19 protein-coding genes and 1 riboswitch are annotated in these 16,711 nt (G+C 71.5%); of the genes, 9 read left to right on the plus strand and 10 right to left on the minus strand.

What is annotated here, in order from left to right; genetic code table 11:
* Positions 1–57: 57 nt before the first annotated feature.
* Positions 58–218, minus strand: a riboswitch (cobalamin riboswitch).
* Between the two features lie 96 nt (positions 219–314).
* The 3 genes from CP976_RS06955 (at position 315) to CP976_RS06965 (ending at position 3,744) form a co-directional block, all read left to right on the plus strand.
* Entirely contained in the window at positions 315–743 is a 429-nt protein-coding gene (locus tag CP976_RS06955; RefSeq protein WP_086846177.1) for a CoA-binding protein, read from the plus strand.
* Between the two features lie 134 nt (positions 744–877).
* Positions 878–2,482, plus strand: coding sequence for an APC family permease (locus CP976_RS06960; RefSeq protein WP_150479534.1), 1,605 nt, complete (start codon positions 878–880; stop codon positions 2,480–2,482).
* Between the two features lie 38 nt (positions 2,483–2,520).
* Positions 2,521–3,744 (plus strand): 4-hydroxybenzoate 3-monooxygenase, encoded by a 1,224-nt coding sequence (locus CP976_RS06965; RefSeq protein ID WP_150479535.1) that lies wholly within the window; start codon positions 2,521–2,523, stop codon positions 3,742–3,744.
* Position 3,745: 1 nt separating this feature from the next.
* Here the strand turns inward: CP976_RS06965 and CP976_RS06970 are convergent, their stop codons facing one another.
* Positions 3,746–4,105: an ArsR/SmtB family transcription factor gene (locus CP976_RS06970; RefSeq protein ID WP_167537289.1), complete on the minus strand. Its 360-nt coding sequence runs from the start codon at positions 4,103–4,105 to the stop codon at positions 3,746–3,748.
* Between the two features lie 17 nt (positions 4,106–4,122).
* Here CP976_RS06970 and CP976_RS06975 point away from each other — a divergent pair, with 17 nt between their 5' ends.
* Positions 4,123–5,193, plus strand: coding sequence for a cation diffusion facilitator family transporter (locus CP976_RS06975; protein WP_373304896.1), 1,071 nt, complete (start codon positions 4,123–4,125; stop codon positions 5,191–5,193).
* Positions 5,194–5,203: 10 nt separating this feature from the next.
* Here the strand turns inward: CP976_RS06975 and CP976_RS06980 are convergent, their stop codons facing one another.
* Together CP976_RS06980 and CP976_RS06985 are read right to left on the minus strand one after the other, a co-directional pair.
* Positions 5,204–5,761 (minus strand): YbaK/EbsC family protein, encoded by a 558-nt coding sequence (locus CP976_RS06980; protein ID WP_150479537.1) that lies wholly within the window; start codon positions 5,759–5,761, stop codon positions 5,204–5,206.
* A gap of 43 nt (positions 5,762–5,804) precedes the next feature.
* Entirely contained in the window at positions 5,805–6,377 is a 573-nt protein-coding gene (locus CP976_RS06985; protein ID WP_150479538.1) for an XRE family transcriptional regulator, read from the minus strand.
* 97 nt (positions 6,378–6,474) lie between these two features.
* Here CP976_RS06985 and CP976_RS06990 point away from each other — a divergent pair, with 97 nt between their 5' ends.
* Positions 6,475–7,332, plus strand: coding sequence for a DMT family transporter (locus CP976_RS06990; protein ID WP_150479539.1), 858 nt, complete (start codon positions 6,475–6,477; stop codon positions 7,330–7,332).
* A 15-nt stretch (positions 7,333–7,347) separates the two neighbouring features.
* Here the strand turns inward: CP976_RS06990 and CP976_RS06995 are convergent, their stop codons facing one another.
* Positions 7,348–8,145, minus strand: coding sequence for an acyltransferase (locus CP976_RS06995; RefSeq protein ID WP_150479540.1), 798 nt, complete (start codon positions 8,143–8,145; stop codon positions 7,348–7,350).
* A gap of 111 nt (positions 8,146–8,256) precedes the next feature.
* On the opposite strand from CP976_RS06995, the gene CP976_RS07000 reads away from it, so the two are divergent.
* Complete coding sequence (locus CP976_RS07000) at positions 8,257–8,784, plus strand: gamma carbonic anhydrase family protein (protein ID WP_150479541.1); 528 nt, start codon at positions 8,257–8,259, stop codon at positions 8,782–8,784.
* 12 nt (positions 8,785–8,796) lie between these two features.
* Here CP976_RS07000 and CP976_RS07005 read toward each other — a convergent pair whose 3' ends face one another.
* The 5 genes from CP976_RS07005 to CP976_RS07025 form a co-directional block, all read right to left on the minus strand.
* On the minus strand, positions 8,797–9,420 hold the full coding sequence (locus CP976_RS07005; protein ID WP_150479542.1) for a DedA family protein: 624 nt from the start codon (positions 9,418–9,420) through the stop codon (positions 8,797–8,799).
* 71 nt (positions 9,421–9,491) lie between these two features.
* Complete coding sequence (locus tag CP976_RS07010) at positions 9,492–11,879, minus strand: phosphoketolase family protein (RefSeq protein WP_150479543.1); 2,388 nt, start codon at positions 11,877–11,879, stop codon at positions 9,492–9,494.
* Between the two features lie 108 nt (positions 11,880–11,987).
* On the minus strand, positions 11,988–12,386 hold the full coding sequence (locus CP976_RS07015) for a fibronectin type III-like domain-contianing protein (RefSeq protein ID WP_229876056.1): 399 nt from the start codon (positions 12,384–12,386) through the stop codon (positions 11,988–11,990).
* 65 nt (positions 12,387–12,451) lie between these two features.
* The gene (locus CP976_RS07020; RefSeq protein ID WP_229876054.1) at positions 12,452–14,350 is read right to left on the minus strand and encodes an RICIN domain-containing protein; all 1,899 of its coding nucleotides are present in this window, start codon (positions 14,348–14,350) and stop codon (positions 12,452–12,454) included.
* A 627-nt stretch (positions 14,351–14,977) separates the two neighbouring features.
* The gene (locus tag CP976_RS07025; protein ID WP_150479544.1) at positions 14,978–15,217 is read right to left on the minus strand and encodes a hypothetical protein; all 240 of its coding nucleotides are present in this window, start codon (positions 15,215–15,217) and stop codon (positions 14,978–14,980) included.
* Between the two features lie 260 nt (positions 15,218–15,477).
* Here CP976_RS07025 and CP976_RS07030 point away from each other — a divergent pair, with 260 nt between their 5' ends.
* The gene (locus CP976_RS07030) at positions 15,478–15,708 is read left to right on the plus strand and encodes a helix-turn-helix domain-containing protein (RefSeq protein WP_150479545.1); all 231 of its coding nucleotides are present in this window, start codon (positions 15,478–15,480) and stop codon (positions 15,706–15,708) included.
* A 116-nt stretch (positions 15,709–15,824) separates the two neighbouring features.
* On the opposite strand, the gene CP976_RS07035 is transcribed toward CP976_RS07030, so the two are convergent.
* Positions 15,825–16,049 (minus strand): hypothetical protein, encoded by a 225-nt coding sequence (locus tag CP976_RS07035; RefSeq protein WP_150479546.1) that lies wholly within the window; start codon positions 16,047–16,049, stop codon positions 15,825–15,827.
* Positions 16,050–16,215: 166 nt separating this feature from the next.
* On the opposite strand from CP976_RS07035, the gene CP976_RS07040 reads away from it, so the two are divergent.
* Together CP976_RS07040 and CP976_RS07045 are read left to right on the plus strand one after the other, a co-directional pair.
* Complete coding sequence (locus CP976_RS07040) at positions 16,216–16,476, plus strand: GntR family transcriptional regulator (protein WP_150479547.1); 261 nt, start codon at positions 16,216–16,218, stop codon at positions 16,474–16,476.
* Between the two features lie 34 nt (positions 16,477–16,510).
* Complete coding sequence (locus CP976_RS07045) at positions 16,511–16,690, plus strand: hypothetical protein (protein WP_150479548.1); 180 nt, start codon at positions 16,511–16,513, stop codon at positions 16,688–16,690.
* Positions 16,691–16,711: the final 21 nt, after the last annotated feature.

A 16,711-nucleotide genomic window follows, 5' to 3' on the forward strand; every position in this document is an offset into this window, starting at 1 on the left:
CTCGATCGCGGAGCCCGGTCGTACGGTGCTCCCCCGCCGCGGACCGCCGCGGGGGCCGCCAGCAGGTCTTCGGACTCGGGTTCGTCCGGTACGGGGCGCCTTCCCGGACGTCACACACGCCGTCCAGTGGCCGAGGCCCCGCCCGTCCCCCTCACCGCTGCGCGTCAGTTCCGGATTCGCACCGGATTCCCTGACCCACGTACATGGGTTCGACTGGCCTCGGCAAGCTATCACGGAGGGCGCCGGGGAATCACCGCGCACCGTCCGTCGTTGTGCGGACGACAGTTCTTCCGTGACTTTCGAGGAGGCCGCCGGTGTACGGCGACGAGGCAACGGTCCGCAGGATCCTCACCGAGCTCGGCGACACCTGGGCCGTGGTGGGCCTGTCGTCGAACGAGCAGCGCGCGGCGTACGGCGTCGCCGCCGTGCTCCAGCGCTACGGCAAGCGCGTCGTGCCCGTGCATCCGAAGGCGGAGACGGTGCACGGCGAGCAGGGGTACGCCAGTCTGGCGGACATCCCCTTCGACGTGGACGTCGTGGACGTGTTCGTGAACAGCGATCTCGCCGGAGCGGTCGCGGACGAGGCGGTCGCGAAGGGTGCGAAGGCGGTCTGGTTCCAGCTCGGCGTCATCGACGAGGCGGCGTACGACCGGACCCGCGCCGCGGGACTGGAGATGGTGATGGACCGCTGCCCGGCGATCGAGATCCCACGACTTCCTCATCGCCGCGTACAGAATTCCTGAAGCGATTTCCAGGAAACACCCGCGCCCGGTCAAGGCTGCACAACTCGTCTTCTACCGCCGGATAATCGATTCCTAATCTGAGGCCTCTTGCTCGCCGAACTCCTCGAGTTCATTTATGAGAGGCCCCTGAATTCATGGTAAGAGACGGCCTCCGCCGGGATGTGGGACTGATCGGCCTCCTGTGGGCGTCAGTCGGCTCCATCATCGGCTCCGGCTGGTTGTACGGCGCCGAGAAGGCGGTCGTGGCGGCCGGCCCCGCGGCGATCCTGTCCTGGCTGATCGGCGCGGTCGCGATCGTGCTGCTGGCCCTGGTGCACGCGGAACTCGGCGGCATGTTCCCGGTCGCGGGCGGCACGGCACGCTATCCGCACTACGCGTTCGGCGGTCTCGCCGGCATGTCCTTCGGCTGGTTCTCCTGGCTCCAGGCGGCGACCGTGGCCCCGATCGAGGTCGAGGCCATGATCGGCTACGCCGGGCACTGGCACTGGGCGCAGGGCTTCCAGCACGCCGGGGACGGGACGCTGACGACGAGCGGGTTCGTCGTCGCCGTCGTCCTCATGGCCGTGTTCGTCGTCATCAACTTCCTCGGCGTGCGGATCCTGGCGCACACCAACAGCGCCGCCACCTGGTGGAAGGTGGCCGTGCCGCTGGCCGCGATCTTCATCATCGCGGCCGGCAACTTCCACCCGGGCAACTTCACCGAGCACGGCTTCGCGCCGTTCGGCGCCCACGGCGTGCTGAGCGCCGTCAGTTCCAGCGGCATCATCTTCGCCCTGCTGGGCTTCGAGCAGGCGATCCAGCTCGCGGGCGAGAGCCGCGACCCGGCCCGTGACCTGCCCCGCGCGACGCTCGGCTCGGTCGCCATCGGAGCCGCGATCTACGTCCTGCTCCAGATCGTCTTCATCGCCGCCCTGCCGCTGACCGCCTTCGCCCACGGCTGGACCAAGCTCGACTACCCCGGTCTCAGCGGCCCTTGGGCCGGACTGGCCACCCTGCTGGGGCTCGGTTGGCTGAGCGTGGTGCTGTATCTGGACGCGGTCGTCTCCCCCGGCGGCACCGGCCTGATCTACACCACCGCCACCTCCCGCGTCTCCTACGGTCTGGCCCGCAACGGCTACGCACCGAAGATCTTCACGCGCACCGACGCGCGCGGCGTGCCCTGGTTCGGGCTGATCGTCTCCTTCGTGACCGGCGTGGTCTGCTTCCTGCCCTTCCCGAGCTGGCAGCAGCTGGTCGGCTTCATCACCTCGGCGAGCGTGCTGATGTACGCGGGCGCCCCGCTGGCGTACGGCGTCTTCGCCGACCGCCTGCCGCACCGCGAACGGCCCTACCGCCTGCCCGGCGGGAACGTCGTCTCCCCGCTGTCGTTCGTGGTGGCCAACCTCATCATCTACTGGTCGACCTGGGACACGCTGTGGCGGCTCGGTGTGGCCATCGTCCTCGGTTACGTGCTGCTCGGCGGATACGCCTGGTACGCCACCCGCAAGCAACTGCCCGACGCACCCCGGCTCGACTGGAGGGCCGCCCGATGGCTGCCCGTCTACCTGCTGGGCATGGGCGTCATCTCCTGGCAGGGCGGCTTCGGCGGCCAGGGACACATCGCGTTGTGGTGGGACATCGCGGTCATCACGGTGTTCTCCCTGGCCATCTACTACTGGGCCCGGGCATCGGCGTCCCGCCCGGAGGAGATCGAGCGGAGCATCGGGGAGGTGGCCGTCACCGAGACGCCCGTCCACTGACACCGGCCACGCGCGGCCGGCGCCTCCATAATGAGCGCATGACCCAGGCCTCCCCGCCCCCCAACTCCGGCGCCCCGCAACACTTTCCGGTCGTCGTCGTGGGCGCCGGTCCCGCGGGGATGACCGTCGGCAACATCCTGCGGGCCGCGTCGGTGGACTGCCTGGTGCTGGAGACCGAGACCCGGGAGTTCATCGAGCAGCGGCCCCGGGCCGGAGTCATCGAGGAATGGGCCGTGCGGGGCCTGGAGAAGCGGGGCCTCGCCCGGAACCTGCTGGACCGCGCGGAGTTGCACACCGCGTGCGAGTTCCGCTTCGACGGCGAGCGCTACCGGTTCCCCTACGGCGAGCTGACCGACAGTCACCACTTCGTCTACCCGCAGCCGTTGCTGGTGACGGACCTGGTGCGCGAGTACGCCGACGTACGCGGCGGACAGATCCGCTTCGGGGTCCGGGACGTGCGGGTGCACGACATCGACACCGACCGGCCGTCGGTGTCGTACACCTGCCCGGAGACGGGTGAACACCGGGTCGTGCACTGCGACTTCGTGGCCGGCTGCGACGGGGCGCGCGGGGTGACGCGGGCCTCCCTGCCGCCGGAGCGGGTCCGTGTCGCGCGGCACGACTACGGCATCGGCTGGCTGGCCCTGCTCGCCGAGGCGCCGCCGTCCGCCGATTGCGTGCTGTTCGGCTGCCACGCCAAGGGGTTCGCCGGGCAGATGCCCCGCAGCCCGGAGGTGACCCGCTACTACCTCCAGTGCCCGCCGGGCGACGACCCGGAGAACTGGCCGCACGAACGCGTCTGGGCGGAGCTCCAGGAGCGGCTCGGGGTGTCCGGTGTGCCGCCGCTGACCGAGGGGCGGCTGATCGAGAAGCGCGTGCTGGACATGCACGACTACGTGGTCGAGCCGATGGTGTCCGGCCGGCTCTTCCTCGCGGGTGACGCGGCCCATCTGGTCGCCCCCATCGCCGCCAAGGGCATGAACCTCGCCCTGCACGACGCCTTCCTGCTCGGCGACGCCCTGGTGGCCCACCTGACCGGCGGGGACGACAGCCACCTCGGCGGCTATGCGCAGGCGTGCCTGCGGCGGGTGTGGGACTACCAGGAGTTCTCGCAGTGGCTGTCCGAGCTGTACCACGGCACGGCGGCGGGCGACCCGTTCCGCGCGGGCACCACCCTCGCCCGGCTGCGCCGCCTGTTCACCTCGCCCGCGGCGGCCGCCGCCTTCGCCGAGCAGTACCTGGGGACGGCCGCGCGGTACTGACTCAGTCGTGGACGGGCCGGTCGCTGAGCCGGTGGTCGGCCACGTTCAGCGCCTCGTCCACGAGCCGGCGCAGATGGCCGTCGCGGAGCGAGTAGATCACCCGGCGACCCTCCTTGCGCGTGTTCACCAGACCCGCGAGACGCAGTCGCGCCAGGTGCTGGCTGACGGCGGGCCGGGCCGCCCCGCACCTCTCCGTGAGGGTCGTGACGTCGGCCTCTGACTCGGCCAGCGCGTGCAGCAGGGTGAGCCGGGTGCGGTCACCGAGCAGGGCGAGGATCTCGGCCGCGAGCGCGAACTGTTCCTCGCCGGGGCTGTGCGGATGCGCATCGTGCGCAGATGATAGGTGCATGCGTGCGCTCATACGCACATAATGGCACCATGGGCGTGAGCACGTCCACTCGCACGCACCGGAAGGGGATTCCCGTGAGCGACCGGCACGAGCATCCGCACCACCACCACTCCACCGGCCTCCGCCACCGCCTCTCCCACCTCCTCACCCCGCACTCCCACGAGACGGCCGACAAGGTCGACCCGGCACTGGAGTCCTCGGCCCGCGGGATGCGGGCGCTGTGGGTCTCGCTCGCGGTGCTCGGGGTGACGGCGCTGGCGCAGGCGTTCGTGGTGGCGGCCTCCGGCTCGGTGGCGCTGCTCGGGGACACCGTGCACAACGCCGCGGACGCGCTGACCGCCGTGCCGCTCGGGATCGCCTTCGTGCTGGGGCGGCGCGCGGCCACCCGGCGCTTCACCTACGGCTACGGGCGGGCCGAGGACCTGGCGGGTCTGGTGATCGTGCTGACGATCGCCGCGTCGGCGGCCTTCGCCGGATGGACGGCGATCGACCGCCTCCTCGACCCGCGCCCGGTCCAGCACGTACCAGCGGTCGCCCTGGCCGCCCTCGTCGGGTTCGCGGGCAACGAGTGGGTGGCCCGCTACCGCATCCGCGTCGGCCGCGCGATCGGCTCCGCCGCGCTGGTCGCCGACGGACTGCACGCCCGCACCGACGGCTTCACCTCACTGGCCGTGCTGCTGGGCGCCGGCGGGTCGGCCCTGGGCTGGCAACTGGCCGACCCGATCGTCGGGCTGGCGATCACGGCGGCGATCGCGCTGGTGCTGCGGGACGCCGCGCGGGAGGTGTTCCGCCGGGTGATGGACGCGGTCGACCCGGCCCTGGTGGACCGGGCCGAGCGGGCGCTGGCCGAGGTCCCCGGGGTGCTCGGGGTCGGCGAGCTGCGGCTGCGCTGGATCGGTCACCGGCTGCGCGCCGAGGTCGCGGTCGTGGTGGACGGCGACGTGACCGTACGCCAGGCCCACCGCATCGCCGTCGACGCCGAGCACGCGCTGCTGCACGCCGTGCCCCGCCTCACCGCGGCCCTGGTCCACGCCGATCCGGAACCGGCCCCGGGCGAGGCCGACCCTCATCTGCCGCTGGCCCACCACGCGGCGGCCTAGGGTCTGCCCCTCAGGCGACCCCGAGCCCCTCCAGCACCACCCCGCCCGGCAGTTCCGCGAACGCCTTGCCCGGCACCAGCAGCTTGCCGCGCCGCCGGCCGCTGCCGACCAGCACGTACGGCAGGTCGACGACGGCCGCGTCCACCAGCACGGGCCAGCCGCCGGGCAGTCCGAGCGGGGTGATGCCGCCGTACTCCATGCCGGTCTCGCCGGTCGCCGTGTCCATCGCGGCGAACGAGGCCTTGCGGGCGCCGAGTTGGCGGCGTACGACGCCGTTGACGTCGACCCGGGTGGTGGACAGCACGACGCTCGCGGCGAGCGTGGTCTCGCCACCGCGCTTGCCCGCGACGACCACGCAGTTCGCGGACCGCTCCAGCAGGTCGCGGCCGTAGTGCTCCACGAAGGTGGCCGTGTCGGCCCACTTCGGCTCGGTGTCGACGTAGAGGATCTGGTCGGCGGGGACGCTGCCCTGCCAGTGGCGTACGGCGTCGGCGACCGGGCCGGTGAGCTCGTCGAGGCAGGCGGGGGCCGGACGGGCGTCGTCGAAGTGTCCGATGGGTGCGCGCATAGCGGCACGCTAACAACACCGGACCGCCCTCGGAGCGGGCGTCTCAGGTCACGGGCGGCACCGAGACGGCCATCACCATCTCCATCGGCACCTCGCCGGTGTTGCCGTACGTGTGCGGCAGGTTGGCCTCGAAGGACACGCTCGCACCGGCGGGGACGCGGTGCTCCACGCCGTCGACGGTGAGGGTCAGCTCCCCGGCCGTGACGTGGAGCAGCTCCATCGTGCCGGCGGGGTGCGGGTCGGACGCGCTGCTCTCGCCGGGCATGAGCCGCCAGTCCCACATCTCCAGCGGTCCGGGCGCCTCGGTGCCCGCGAGCAGCCGGTTGTAGCTGCCGGCCTCGGTGTGCCACAGCCGTACGGTCTGTTCGGCGGGGACGATGCGGACCTTGGGGCCCTGCTCGTAGTCGAGGAGGGTGGTGATGCTGACACCGAGCGCGTCGCCGATCTTGACGACGGTGCCGAGGCTGGGGTTGGTGCGGGCCTGCTCGATCTGGATGAGCATGCCACGGCTGACGCCCGCCCGGGCCGCGAGCACGTCCAGCGTGAAGCCGCGTACCGCGCGCCAGTGCTTGACGCTGCGCGCCAGGGACTGGGTCAGCAGGTCTAGGTCCGACACATTCCGTCCAATATTCTGTATGACATAGTGCAACTGACTGCACTACGGTGTGGTTGACCTGATCGTTCACCGAACTGTACTGCGAGGCATCCGTCCCATGACAGCGCTCTTCGCCCTGGCCACCAGCCTGCTGTGGGGACTGGCCGACTTCGGCGGCGGACTGCTGACCCGGCGCACGCCCGCGCTGACGGTGGTTGTGGTCTCGCAGTCGATCGCGGTGGTCGTGCTGGGCGTGGTCGTGGTGGCGACGGGCGGCTGGAGCGAGGCGGGGCCGCAGCTGTGGTTCGCCGTGGCCGCCGGTCTGGTCGGGCCGGTGGCGATGCTCGCCTTCTACAAGGCGCTCGCGCTGGGCCCGATGGGTGTGGTCTCACCGCTGGGCTCGATCGGCGTGGCCGTGCCGGTCGGTGTGGGCCTCGTGCTGGGCGAGCGCCCCGGCGTGCTCCAGTTCGTCGGCATCCTGGTCGCCGTCGCCGGTGTCTGCCTGGCCGGCGGTCCCCAGTTCGGCGGCGCCGCCGTGCAGCGCCAGGCCATCGCCCTGACCCTCCTCGCGGCCTTCGGCTTCGGCGCGGTGATGGCCCTGATCGCCGAGGCGTCGACCACCCTGACCGGGCTGTTCCTGGCACTGTTCGTGCAGCGGGTGACGAATGTCGCCGCCGGTGGACTGGCGCTGTACGTGTCGGTGCGGCGCGGGGCGCCCGCCCTTCCGGCGGACGGCTTCGCGTGGCGCTCCCTGCCGGCGCTGGCCTTCGTCGGCCTCGCGGACGTCGCCGCGAACGGCACGTACTCGATCGCCGCGCAGCACGGCCCGGTCACCGTCGCCGCCGTGCTCGCCTCGCTCTACCCGGTGGTGACCGCCGTGGCCGCGCGCGGTGTGCTCCGCGAACGGCTGCGGGCGGTGCAGGCCGCGGGTGCGGGGCTGGCCCTGGTGGGGACGGTTCTGCTGGCGTCGGGCTGAGCCGGCCGGGGCGGTTCAGGACCCCGGCTCCAGCTCGGCCAGTCCGGCCGCCGCCTCCTCGGCCGGCTCGGCGAGCCGGGCCGCCGTCTCCTCGTCCAGGCCCGACAGGGCGCACAGCTGCTCGGGGGTGACGCCCTCCGGTATCGGCACCGGCGGCGGGGTGCGCAGCGGCGGCTGCCAGCCGTCGGCCGGTGTCCACCGCCGTACGACGCGCGCCGGCGCGCCCGCCACCACGGCGTGGTCGGGCACCGCGCCCCGGACGACCGCGCCCGCGGCCACCACCACGTTCCGCCCGATCCGGGCACCCGGCAGGATCACCGCGCCCGTGCCGATCCAGCAGCCGGGCCCGATCTCCACCGGCTCCATCCGCGGCCACTGCTTGCCGATGGGCTCGTGCGGGTCGTCGTAGGAGTGGTTCGTGGACGTGACGTAGACGTACGGACCGAAGTAGCAGTCGCTGCCGATGGTGACCGTCGTGTCCGCGATGACGTGGCTGCCGCGGCCCAGGACGACGCCGTCGCCGATGCGCAGGATCGGGTCGGGACCGAGGTCGAGGTCGGGCATCAGGCCCGCGGTGAGGGTGACCTGCTCACCGATGATGCAGTGGGCGCCCAGGTGGATCCAGGGTTCGCCGAAGACCGTGCCGAGCGGGAAGGCGAGTCTGCTCCCCGTTCCCATCGCGCCGAATCGGTAGCGGCCGGGATGTTCGGCGGTCACGGAACCCGTGCGCTGCACCCAGGCCCAGCCCGCGTGGACGGCGCGCTGCGCGAGGCCCCGCCGCCAGGATGAGAACGTGTTCTTGCGCTTCGGCACGAGGTCACCGTACTCAGCGGACGGAGCCCCCACGGCGTCGAGGGCCTGTGATCTTCGCCCTAACAGGTGGCGTACGGTGCGGGTTGTCTACGACGTTTCCGGGAGGCGGACATGGGACAGCGGGCGATGATCACGGGCATCGGGGGCAGGGAGCCGGAGATCGACGAGACGGCGTTCGTGGCGCCGACGGCGTCGGTGATCGGGGGCGTGACGCTGGGGGTGGGCGCGAGCGTCTGGTACGGGGCCGTCCTGCGCGGTGACGTCGAGACGATCTCCGTCGGTGCGAGCAGCAACGTCCAGGACAACTGCACCCTCCATGCCGACCCGGGGTTTCCTGTGACGGTGGGCGAGCGGGTCAGCATCGGGCACAACGCCGTGGTGCACGGGGCGACCGTCGAGGACGACTGTCTGATCGGTATGGGGGCGACGGTTCTGAACGGGGCGGTGATCGGGGCCGGGTCGCTCGTCGCCGCGCAGGCGCTGGTGCCGCAGGGGATGGTCGTGCCGCCCGGGTCGCTGGTGGCGGGGGTGCCCGCGAAGATCCGGCGGGAGCTGTCGGAGGAGGAGCGGCAGGGAGTCACCCTCAACGGCACGATGTACGCCGAGTTGGCGAAGGCGCACCGTGAGGTGCACGCGTAGGTTCGTACAGACCTACTCAGCCGCGACAGCGGGTGCTGCCTTCTTCGCCTTGCGCTTGAGGACCAGCATCGACGTGACGCCGACGAGGACCGCCGCCACCAGGCCCAGCCACGAGAAGCGCTTCAGCCAGGACTCGGCGACGATGCCGACGTAGTAGATGACCGCGGTCGTGCCGCCGGCCCAGAGGATGCCGCCGAGGACGTTGGCGATCGCGAACTTCCAGTACGGCATGCGCAGCACGCCCGCGAGGGGGCCCGCGAAGATGCGGAGGAGGGCGACGAAGCGGCCGAAGAAGACGGCCCACATGCCCCACTTCTCGAAGGAGCGCTCGGCGGTGGCGATGTGGCCCTCGCTGAAGTGCCTGGGGAACTTCTTGCCGAGCCAGGCCAGCAGGGGTCGGCCGCCCTTGCGGCCGATGGCGTAGCCGATCGAGTCGCCGATGATCGCGCCGGCCGTGGCGCAGGCGCCGAGGACGACGGGGTCGATGTCGCCGTGCTGGGAGGCGAGCAGCGCGGAGGAGACCAGGATGATCTCGCCCGGCAGCGGGATGCCCAGGCTTTCCAGGCCGATGACCACTCCCACCAGTGCGTAGACGGCCGCCGCGGGTACGGTTTCGAGCCACTCCTGGACGTGCAACGCCTGATCCTTTCCCTGTGCTTCCCTGCGAGCACGGGAAGCCTACCGGGTGACAGGACGTCCCCCGCGGCTCAGGCGTTCCAGTTCCACTCGGCGACCTCGGGCAGGTCGGTGCCGTGCTCACGGATCCAGGCGTGGTGGCGGGTGCGGGCGTCGGCCATGTGCTGGCGTACGGTCGTGGCGCGCACTGCGAGTCCCGGGACGCGGTCGATGACGTCCATGACCAGGCGGTAGCGGTCGAGGTCGTTGCGGACGACCATGTCGAAGGGCGTGGTGGTGGTGCCGGCCTCCTTGTAGCCGCGCACATGCAGGTGCTCGTGGCCGGTGCGGCGGTAGGCCAGGCGGTGGATCAGCCACGGGTAGCCGTGGTAGGCGAAGATCACCGGCTTGTCGGCGGTGAAGAGGCCGTCGTACTCGAAGTCGTTCATGCCGTGCGGGTGTTCCTCCCGGGGCAGCAGTCGGGCGAGGTCGACGACGTTCACCACGCGGACCGACAGCTCGGGCAGGTGCCGGCGCAGCAGGTGCGCGGCGGCCAGGGTCTCCTGGGTGGGGACGTCCCCGGCGCAGGCCAGGACCACGTCGGGTTCGCGGGAGCCGTCCTCGGTGCCGGCCCACTCCCAGATACCGGCGCCGCGGGCGCAGTGGGCCCGGGCCTCGTCCATGGACAGCCAGTCGAAGCAGGGCTGCTTGCCGGCCACGACGACGTTGACGTAGTCGCGGCTGCGCAGGGCGTGGTCCGCGACCGACAGCAGGGTGTTGGCGTCCGGCGGCAGGTAGACCCGCACGACCTCGGGGCTCTTGTTGAGGACGTGGTCGACGAAGCCGGGGTCCTGGTGGGAGAAGCCGTTGTGGTCCTGCCGCCACACATGCGAGGTCAGCAGGTAGTTGAGGGAGGCGATGGGGGCGCGCCACGGCAGTCGCCGGGAGGTGCGCAGCCACTTGATGTGCTGGTTGACCATGGAGTCGACGATGTGCACGAACGCCTCATAGCAGGAGAACAGCCCGTGCCGGCCGGTGAGCAGATAGCCCTCCAGCCAGCCCTGGCAGAGGTGTTCGGAGAGGACCTCCATCACCCGGCCGTGCCGGTCGAGGTGCTCGTCGACGTCGAGGGTCCCGGCCTGCCAGGCCTTGCCGCTGGCGTCGAAGACGGCCTGGAGCCGGTTGGAGGCGGTCTCGTCCGGGCCGACCAGGCGGAAGTCACGACGGTCGGCGGTGTCCCGCATGACCTGGGCCAGGAGGTCGCCGAGAACGCGCGTGGGCTCGTGCAGGGTCGTGCCCGGCTTGTCGACGGGGACGGCGAAGTCGTCCAGGGACGGGATCGGCAGGTCGCGGACGAGCAGCCCGCCGTTGGCGTACGGGGTGGCGCCGAGCCGCCTGCCGCCCTCGGGGACGCAGGCCAGGACGTCCGCGACCGGCCGGCCCTCGGCGTCGAACAACTCCTCGGGCCGGTAGGAGCGCAGCCAGGCCTCCAGTTGCCGCAGGTGGTCCGGGTTGTCGCGGACACCGGCCAGCGGCACCTGGTGGGACCGCCAGGTTCCCTCGACCGGCTCGCCGTCCACCTCGGCCGGGCCGGTCCAGCCCTTCGGGGTGCGCAGCACGATCACCGGCCAGTGCGGGCGCTCGGTCACGCCCTCCTCGCGGGCGGCGTGCTGGGCCTCGGCGATGCGGTCGAGCGCGGTGTCCATCGCCCGGGCCATCGCGCGGTGGACGGTAGCCGGGTCGTCGCCGCTGACGTGGATCGGCTCGTGGCCGTAACCGCGCAGGAGCGCGTCGAGCTCGGACTGCGGGAGGCGGGCCGGCACGGTCGGATTGGCGATCTTGTAGCCATTGAGGTGCAGGATCGGCAGGACGGCACCGTCGTGGACGGGGTCGAGGAACTTGTTGGCGTGCCAGGACCCGGCCAGCGGGCCGGTCTCCGCCTCGCCGTCGCCGATCACGCAGGCGACCAGCAGGCCGGGGTGGTCGAGGGCGGCGCCGTAGGCGTGGGCGAGGGAGTAGCCGAGTTCGCCGCCCTCGTGGATCGAGCCGGGCACCTCCGGGGCGACGTGGCTGGGCACGCCGCCGGGGAACGAGAACTGCCGCATCAGCAGCTCCATGCCCTGCGCGTCCCGCGTCACGTCCGGGTACTTCTCGCTGTAGCTGCCCTCCAGCCAGGAGTTGGCGAGCACCGACGGACCACCGTGGCCCGGGCCCCAGATGCACAGCGCGTCCAGCGCGCGGTTCCTGATCACCCGGTTGAGGTGCGTGTGGACGAGGTTGAGTCCGGGCGAGGTGCCCCAGTGGCCGAGCAGCCGCGGCTTGATGTGTTCGGGCCGCAGCGGCTCGGTCAGCAGGGGGTTCGCCAGCAGATAGATCTGACCGGCCGCCAGGTAGTTGGCGGCCCGCCAGTGGGCGTCCAGCGTGCGCAGTTCCTCGTCGGTCGGTTGCGTGCTGCTGTCCTGGCGCGGGGCCTCGGGCATGAGTGACTCCCTGGGTTCTGCGACGGCCTCAGGAGGAGTACCAGTTTGTTCCGGTTCGATGCCAGGCGCCTCCCGGCCATGTGTCGCATGCGCCCGGTGCGCGCCGCGTCAGCCGCCCACACGTGCGCTCGTCCGCAGCCGCAGGTCCCGTGACGACGCCCCGATCCACAGGTCGCGCGGGCCGGTGCCCAGCACCCAGTCGTGGGCCTTCGGGTCCCAGGAGGACGGGGTCCGCGGCTCGACGCGCACGGTGACCCGCCGCTGCTCTCCCGGCCCGCCGGGTGAGCCGCCGGTACCCGGCCGGCACGCGGACCGGCTGGTCGAGCGACAGGCCGGGGAGGGTCCCGCGTACGCCTGAGGAACGTCCACACCGTCGCGCGGCCCGGTGTTGCGGACCGTGCAGGCGACGTCGAGGCCGTCGGCCGTCCAGCGGGGTCCGGGCGGCGTGGGCCCCAGCGAAAGCCCGGACCCGACCTCGGGACAGGTGAGGTGTGACCGTGCGGACACGGCTCGGAGACCCGCGCTCGGGACAGGTGCGGCATGACGCTGCGGACACGGCCCGGAGCCCCGCTCTACGGGAGCGCGACGGAGTGGGCTGTCGTCGAGACGGCCGCGGTCGCGGTGGCCGGCGCGGAACCGAGGACGTCGGCATGGGGCGCCGGACGGAGTACGTCGGTGCCGGGCGCGCCGGTGTCGTCGGGGGCCCGCCCAGGCTCGGCTGCGTCGCAGCAGTCCGCCTGGGCGAACCGCGTCTCGTACCCTTCCTGCGGCAGTTCCCCGGACTCGCTCCGCGGGGGTTCGGGCAGACGCCCGGGCGGGGCACCGTCGTACGGCACGCTCTCCCGGCGGCTCTCCTCCTGACGGCTCTCCTCCTGACGGCCCTCCCTCTGGCCGCTGTCTTTCTGGCCGCTCTCCCGAGGCGCGTCCCGCCCCCGCCGCTCCCCCGCGTCGCCCCCGAGAGCAACCTCCGGTTCCAGCACCCATCGCTGCGCCTCTGATCCGTCGCGCCCGGCGACGATCACGTTCCGGCCCTTGCCGTGGGCGACGGCCAGTCCCCTGCCGCCGCGCGGCAGGAGCTCGCCGCGCACGGTGAGGTCGTAGCGCACCACTCCGGCGTGCACGAGGCAGCCGGCCAGGACGACCGAGCCCTCGGCGGTGTCGGAGCCGAGGCAGAGGGTGGGATCGGCGGCGCTGCGGAGCATGCCGTCGTCCTGGTACGACCACTGGAGGGGCCCGGCGGCAGAGCAGGAGGTCAGGACGGCGCGGGCGTCGGCCCGGGCCCGGCCGCCCCGGGCGTCGAGGCACAAGCCGGCGTCGAGGTTGCGCAGCCGCCCGCGGGCCACTTCCACGGTGCGGCCGGCTGATGCGGCCGACGGGAGGCCGGCCGAGGAGCTTCCCGCGGAATCCGGGGCGACGGAGTGGCCGCTGACCGCTCCCCAGGTGGCCTGGGGAGCCACGGTGCCGCCTTCCTCCGTCCAGCCCCTGGCGGCGAGCAGCGTCGCGAGCAGCACGAGGGAGGTCACCCCGACCGCGGCGACCAGGGCCTTCGTATGTCTCCTCGAAGGCCCGGGCCGGCCGCCCGCCGGCAGGGCATGGGCCGGGAGCCGGTGACGGCCACCGGCCGGGACCGCGGGCAGGGCGCTGCGGTCCCCGTCGCGGCCCGGCCGTGATTCGAGGTAGCGGCGGGCGCCCCAGCCGAGCACGGTCTCGACGAGCAGCTCCGCCAATCCGCCTTCGAAATGGCTGAGTTGCTCGGCGGCTTGCCGGCAGTAGCGGCAGGCCATCAGATGCCGTTGCACATCCGGCAGCAGCGCCCCGCCGCGGCGCATCGGAACGTCCAGCAGACGGTTGTAGAACCGGCATTCCTGCGTCGGCGCGAGTTCCCGGTGGGCCCGTACGCAACCCGCCCGGAATTGCTCGCGCGCCTGCTCCAGCGCGGTCGACGCGGTGCGTACGTCCACTCCCAGCAGACCGGCCGGTACGGATATGTGCTCGGCCTCGACCTCCGTGTGCCAGAGCAGGCATTGGGAAGCTCCCGGAAGTGTTCGGAATGCGCGCTCGGCGAGCCGCCGCCTTTCAGGCGTCGTGGGCCGCGCGGCACGCAGACCGCGGGCGCCGACGGGTTTGCGGAGTTCCGGCAGTACTCCCGAAATGCCGTCGTCGGCGGCCCACTCCCCGACCGTGTCCCGCACGGCGGCGAGCAGCCGCGGGCGCAGGGCGCCGCCGCCCGGCCGGGCGAGTTCCCGGCGGAACGCGGCGGCGGCGGCCATCGACGCCGAATCCTGCGAGGTGGCCAGGCAGATCACGGCGTATTCATACGCGGCCCGCCAGTGCCGGGCCAGCAACAGGGCGGCGGCACGCGGGCCTTCACCGGGATCACCGGCCCGGGCGAGCAGATCGCGATCGGAATTCGCGGACCCCGTTCCGGGGCGTGGCGGGTACGGCGGGCGTGGGGGGTTGGGGGATTGCACTGAACCATTTCCTTCCAGCCGCAGGACGGCATGCGAATTGCGCGCGTCCGTCGGAAAGCAGGTGCGTGATTGGTGCATACCTATGCCGCGTCAGCTGCGGACTTGGCTGTGAGGCGGCTCACTTTCGCACATGCGACTCACAGGTAACAAGGAGTTCGGATGACCCAAGTTCAAAACGAGGAGAATGCAGAAATGTTACCGGCGGTATCCGCACCGGCTTTCGAAAACACCGCCTCGATGGACCTCAAGTTGTGTGCACCCAAAGGCGGTTGGCACACGAAATCTCCAACTCCACAGCCGGAGGTGCCGCCGGTCGTCGACGAGCCTGACATGCGAGAGCCCCGGCACTCGGCCGGGGCCCCGCTCGCACGACAGCCGGATCAGCCGTTGGGACGCAGCGTCCACACGACGGTCGTGTGGACGTTGCCCTCGATGGACCTGCGAAAACTCTCGCCACACCCCTCAATGCCGCCGTGAACTGCACAGATACATTGAGACGAGTTGAGATCGATGGAGGCGAATGAAGGCCTCCCCCGCCCCCTCACCACTCCCTCGCTCCCTGAATCCCCCCTGGGAGAGGCCACCCGGTAGGTGGCCCCACCTGCGCAAACCCGCCGCACGAGAAGGCTACTCCTCGCACTCGCCGACATGCCCCGGCTCGTACTCACTCCCCCGCCGCGCGGCGTCCTCACGCCTTATGTCTTCCATGGCGATGACGCAGTCCTCGCAGGCACGGATCTCATGCCGGCCGTCGCCGCGGGGGTGGAGGGTCTTGACGACGATCGTGCTCACGGCGCCCCGGTCCGGGTGCCGGAAGCAGACCCCTGGACTCCACTCGTACAGATCGAGGATCTGCTGGCGCTCCATCGCGTCTCCTAGGTCGGGCTGGTGTGGGGTGCGTGGGGGGCGCTTCGTGCAGGTTCCCGCCGGATGCATGCGAACACCCAGGTACCTGGGTGTTCACTCGAATCGGTGAACACCTGTTCGGTTTACGCACAGTACAGCGAGCCCTGCGGCATATGCCAGATCGCAGGGCTGTCGGCGGGACCGACGGCGCTATTCCTTGATCGGAAAGTGCTTCAAATCTGCTGCTGACTTATGATCATGATCGATAAAGCGTTGGGCAGGTGCCAGCCGATCAACCGCAGTGGATCCTCGACGCCCGCCGAGCCACAGGGGACCGCATCCGCAACCGGCGACTGCACCAGAACATGACCCAGGAGTCCCTCGCCCACGCGAGCGGACTGGACCGGTCGACAATCCAGCGCATGGAAGCCGGTCACGAGATGAAGCTCAGCCACCTGCTGCTGGTAGCTCACGCACTGCGGACACACGTCACCGACCTCCTGCACGGCTGATAGACCGCGGCGGCCGCTTCCTGACCTGTGGGTTGGAGCAGATTCAACAACAGGTTGATCGCCCAGGGAAGAGGGTGCATCACCCATTGACCTTGCGTTAATCCCCTGGCCAGGGCTTAGGTGTCGCTTAGTTGCCGATGCGCGTCGGCGTCCTCGACTCGCCAGGCGCGGTGCAACCGCTCGGACTCGGCGCACTGGCCGTCTCGGCTGCGGCAGACCGGGCAGCGGGTGGTGTGTTGCACGTAGGCGCCCCACGCTTCCTGGACCGGGGTGAGCCGGACTTTCGCGGCTATGGCCGGCCTGCTTCCGGTCGCGGCGGGTGTGTCTCTACCCTCGTCCACGTCGACGCTCCTTGCAGCTGTCGGCCATGCCCCCGGGCCGTTCGCGCGGCCGCGGGGGTCCTGTGCAATTTCACGGTACCGCTACACACTGCTCTATACCGCTGTATGGAGCAGCATGCCGCTACCTGGGGACGCGTGCCGCAGCATGGCTCCCTACGTTCCACCTATGGGTGATGATCAGCGTCCGGTGGATCCGTCCCGGCCCGTGTACGTGTGGAAGCAGGCCGCCGACCACATCGCGGCCCGGATCGCGTCCGGTGAGCTTGCGCCCGGTGCGCGGCTGGAGGGTGAGCGCGAGCTGGCCGAGCAGCTCGGTGTCGCCGTCGGCACGGTGCGGCGCGCGGTGCAGGATCTGCGTGAGCGCGGTCTGGTCGTGACCCTCCCGGCGCGCGGCACGTTCATCGCGGAGCAGTCGCCAGATTCGTAGCCCGCTGTCAGACCCGGCGGCTAACCTGATCGGCATGTCCCCCGACGTCCCGCCGCGGACCCCGTTGCGCTCGGCTGCCGAGCTGAACGAGCTCATCCGTGCGCTGTGGTCGCATCCGCAGGTGCCGCTGACGGCGGAGCAGCGGGAGGAGTACGGGCGGCTGTGCGCCGAGCTGCGGCAGGTCGAGCGTGGGGACGTCATCGAGGCCGCGTGAAGGTGGCGTAACCGCCCCGCT

The organism is Streptomyces coeruleorubidus (assembly GCF_008705135.1).
GTDB lineage: Bacteria > Actinomycetota > Actinomycetes > Streptomycetales > Streptomycetaceae > Streptomyces > Streptomyces coeruleofuscus.

Excerpts from the sequence above, each read along its gene's own strand:
- CP976_RS06965 (WP_150479535.1), top strand. The coding sequence starts at position 2,521 with ATGACCCAGGCCTCCCCGCCCCCCAACTCCGGCGCCCCGCAACACTTT.
- CP976_RS07000 (WP_150479541.1), top strand. The coding sequence starts at position 8,257 with ATGGGACAGCGGGCGATGATCACGGGCATCGGGGGCAGGGAGCCGGAG.
- CP976_RS06960 (WP_150479534.1), top strand. The coding sequence starts at position 878 with ATGGTAAGAGACGGCCTCCGCCGGGATGTGGGACTGATCGGCCTCCTG.
- CP976_RS06970 (WP_167537289.1), bottom strand. The coding sequence starts at position 4,105 with ATGAGCGCACGCATGCACCTATCATCTGCGCACGATGCGCATCCGCAC.
- CP976_RS07045 (WP_150479548.1), top strand. The coding sequence starts at position 16,511 with ATGTCCCCCGACGTCCCGCCGCGGACCCCGTTGCGCTCGGCTGCCGAG.
- CP976_RS07040 (WP_150479547.1), top strand. The coding sequence starts at position 16,216 with ATGGGTGATGATCAGCGTCCGGTGGATCCGTCCCGGCCCGTGTACGTG.
- CP976_RS07010 (WP_150479543.1), bottom strand. The coding sequence starts at position 11,879 with ATGCCCGAGGCCCCGCGCCAGGACAGCAGCACGCAACCGACCGACGAG.
- CP976_RS07025 (WP_150479544.1), bottom strand. The coding sequence starts at position 15,217 with ATGGAGCGCCAGCAGATCCTCGATCTGTACGAGTGGAGTCCAGGGGTC.
- CP976_RS06975 (WP_373304896.1), top strand. The coding sequence starts at position 4,123 with ATGGGCGTGAGCACGTCCACTCGCACGCACCGGAAGGGGATTCCCGTG.
- CP976_RS06990 (WP_150479539.1), top strand. The coding sequence starts at position 6,475 with ATGACAGCGCTCTTCGCCCTGGCCACCAGCCTGCTGTGGGGACTGGCC.
- CP976_RS06980 (WP_150479537.1), bottom strand. The coding sequence starts at position 5,761 with ATGCGCGCACCCATCGGACACTTCGACGACGCCCGTCCGGCCCCCGCC.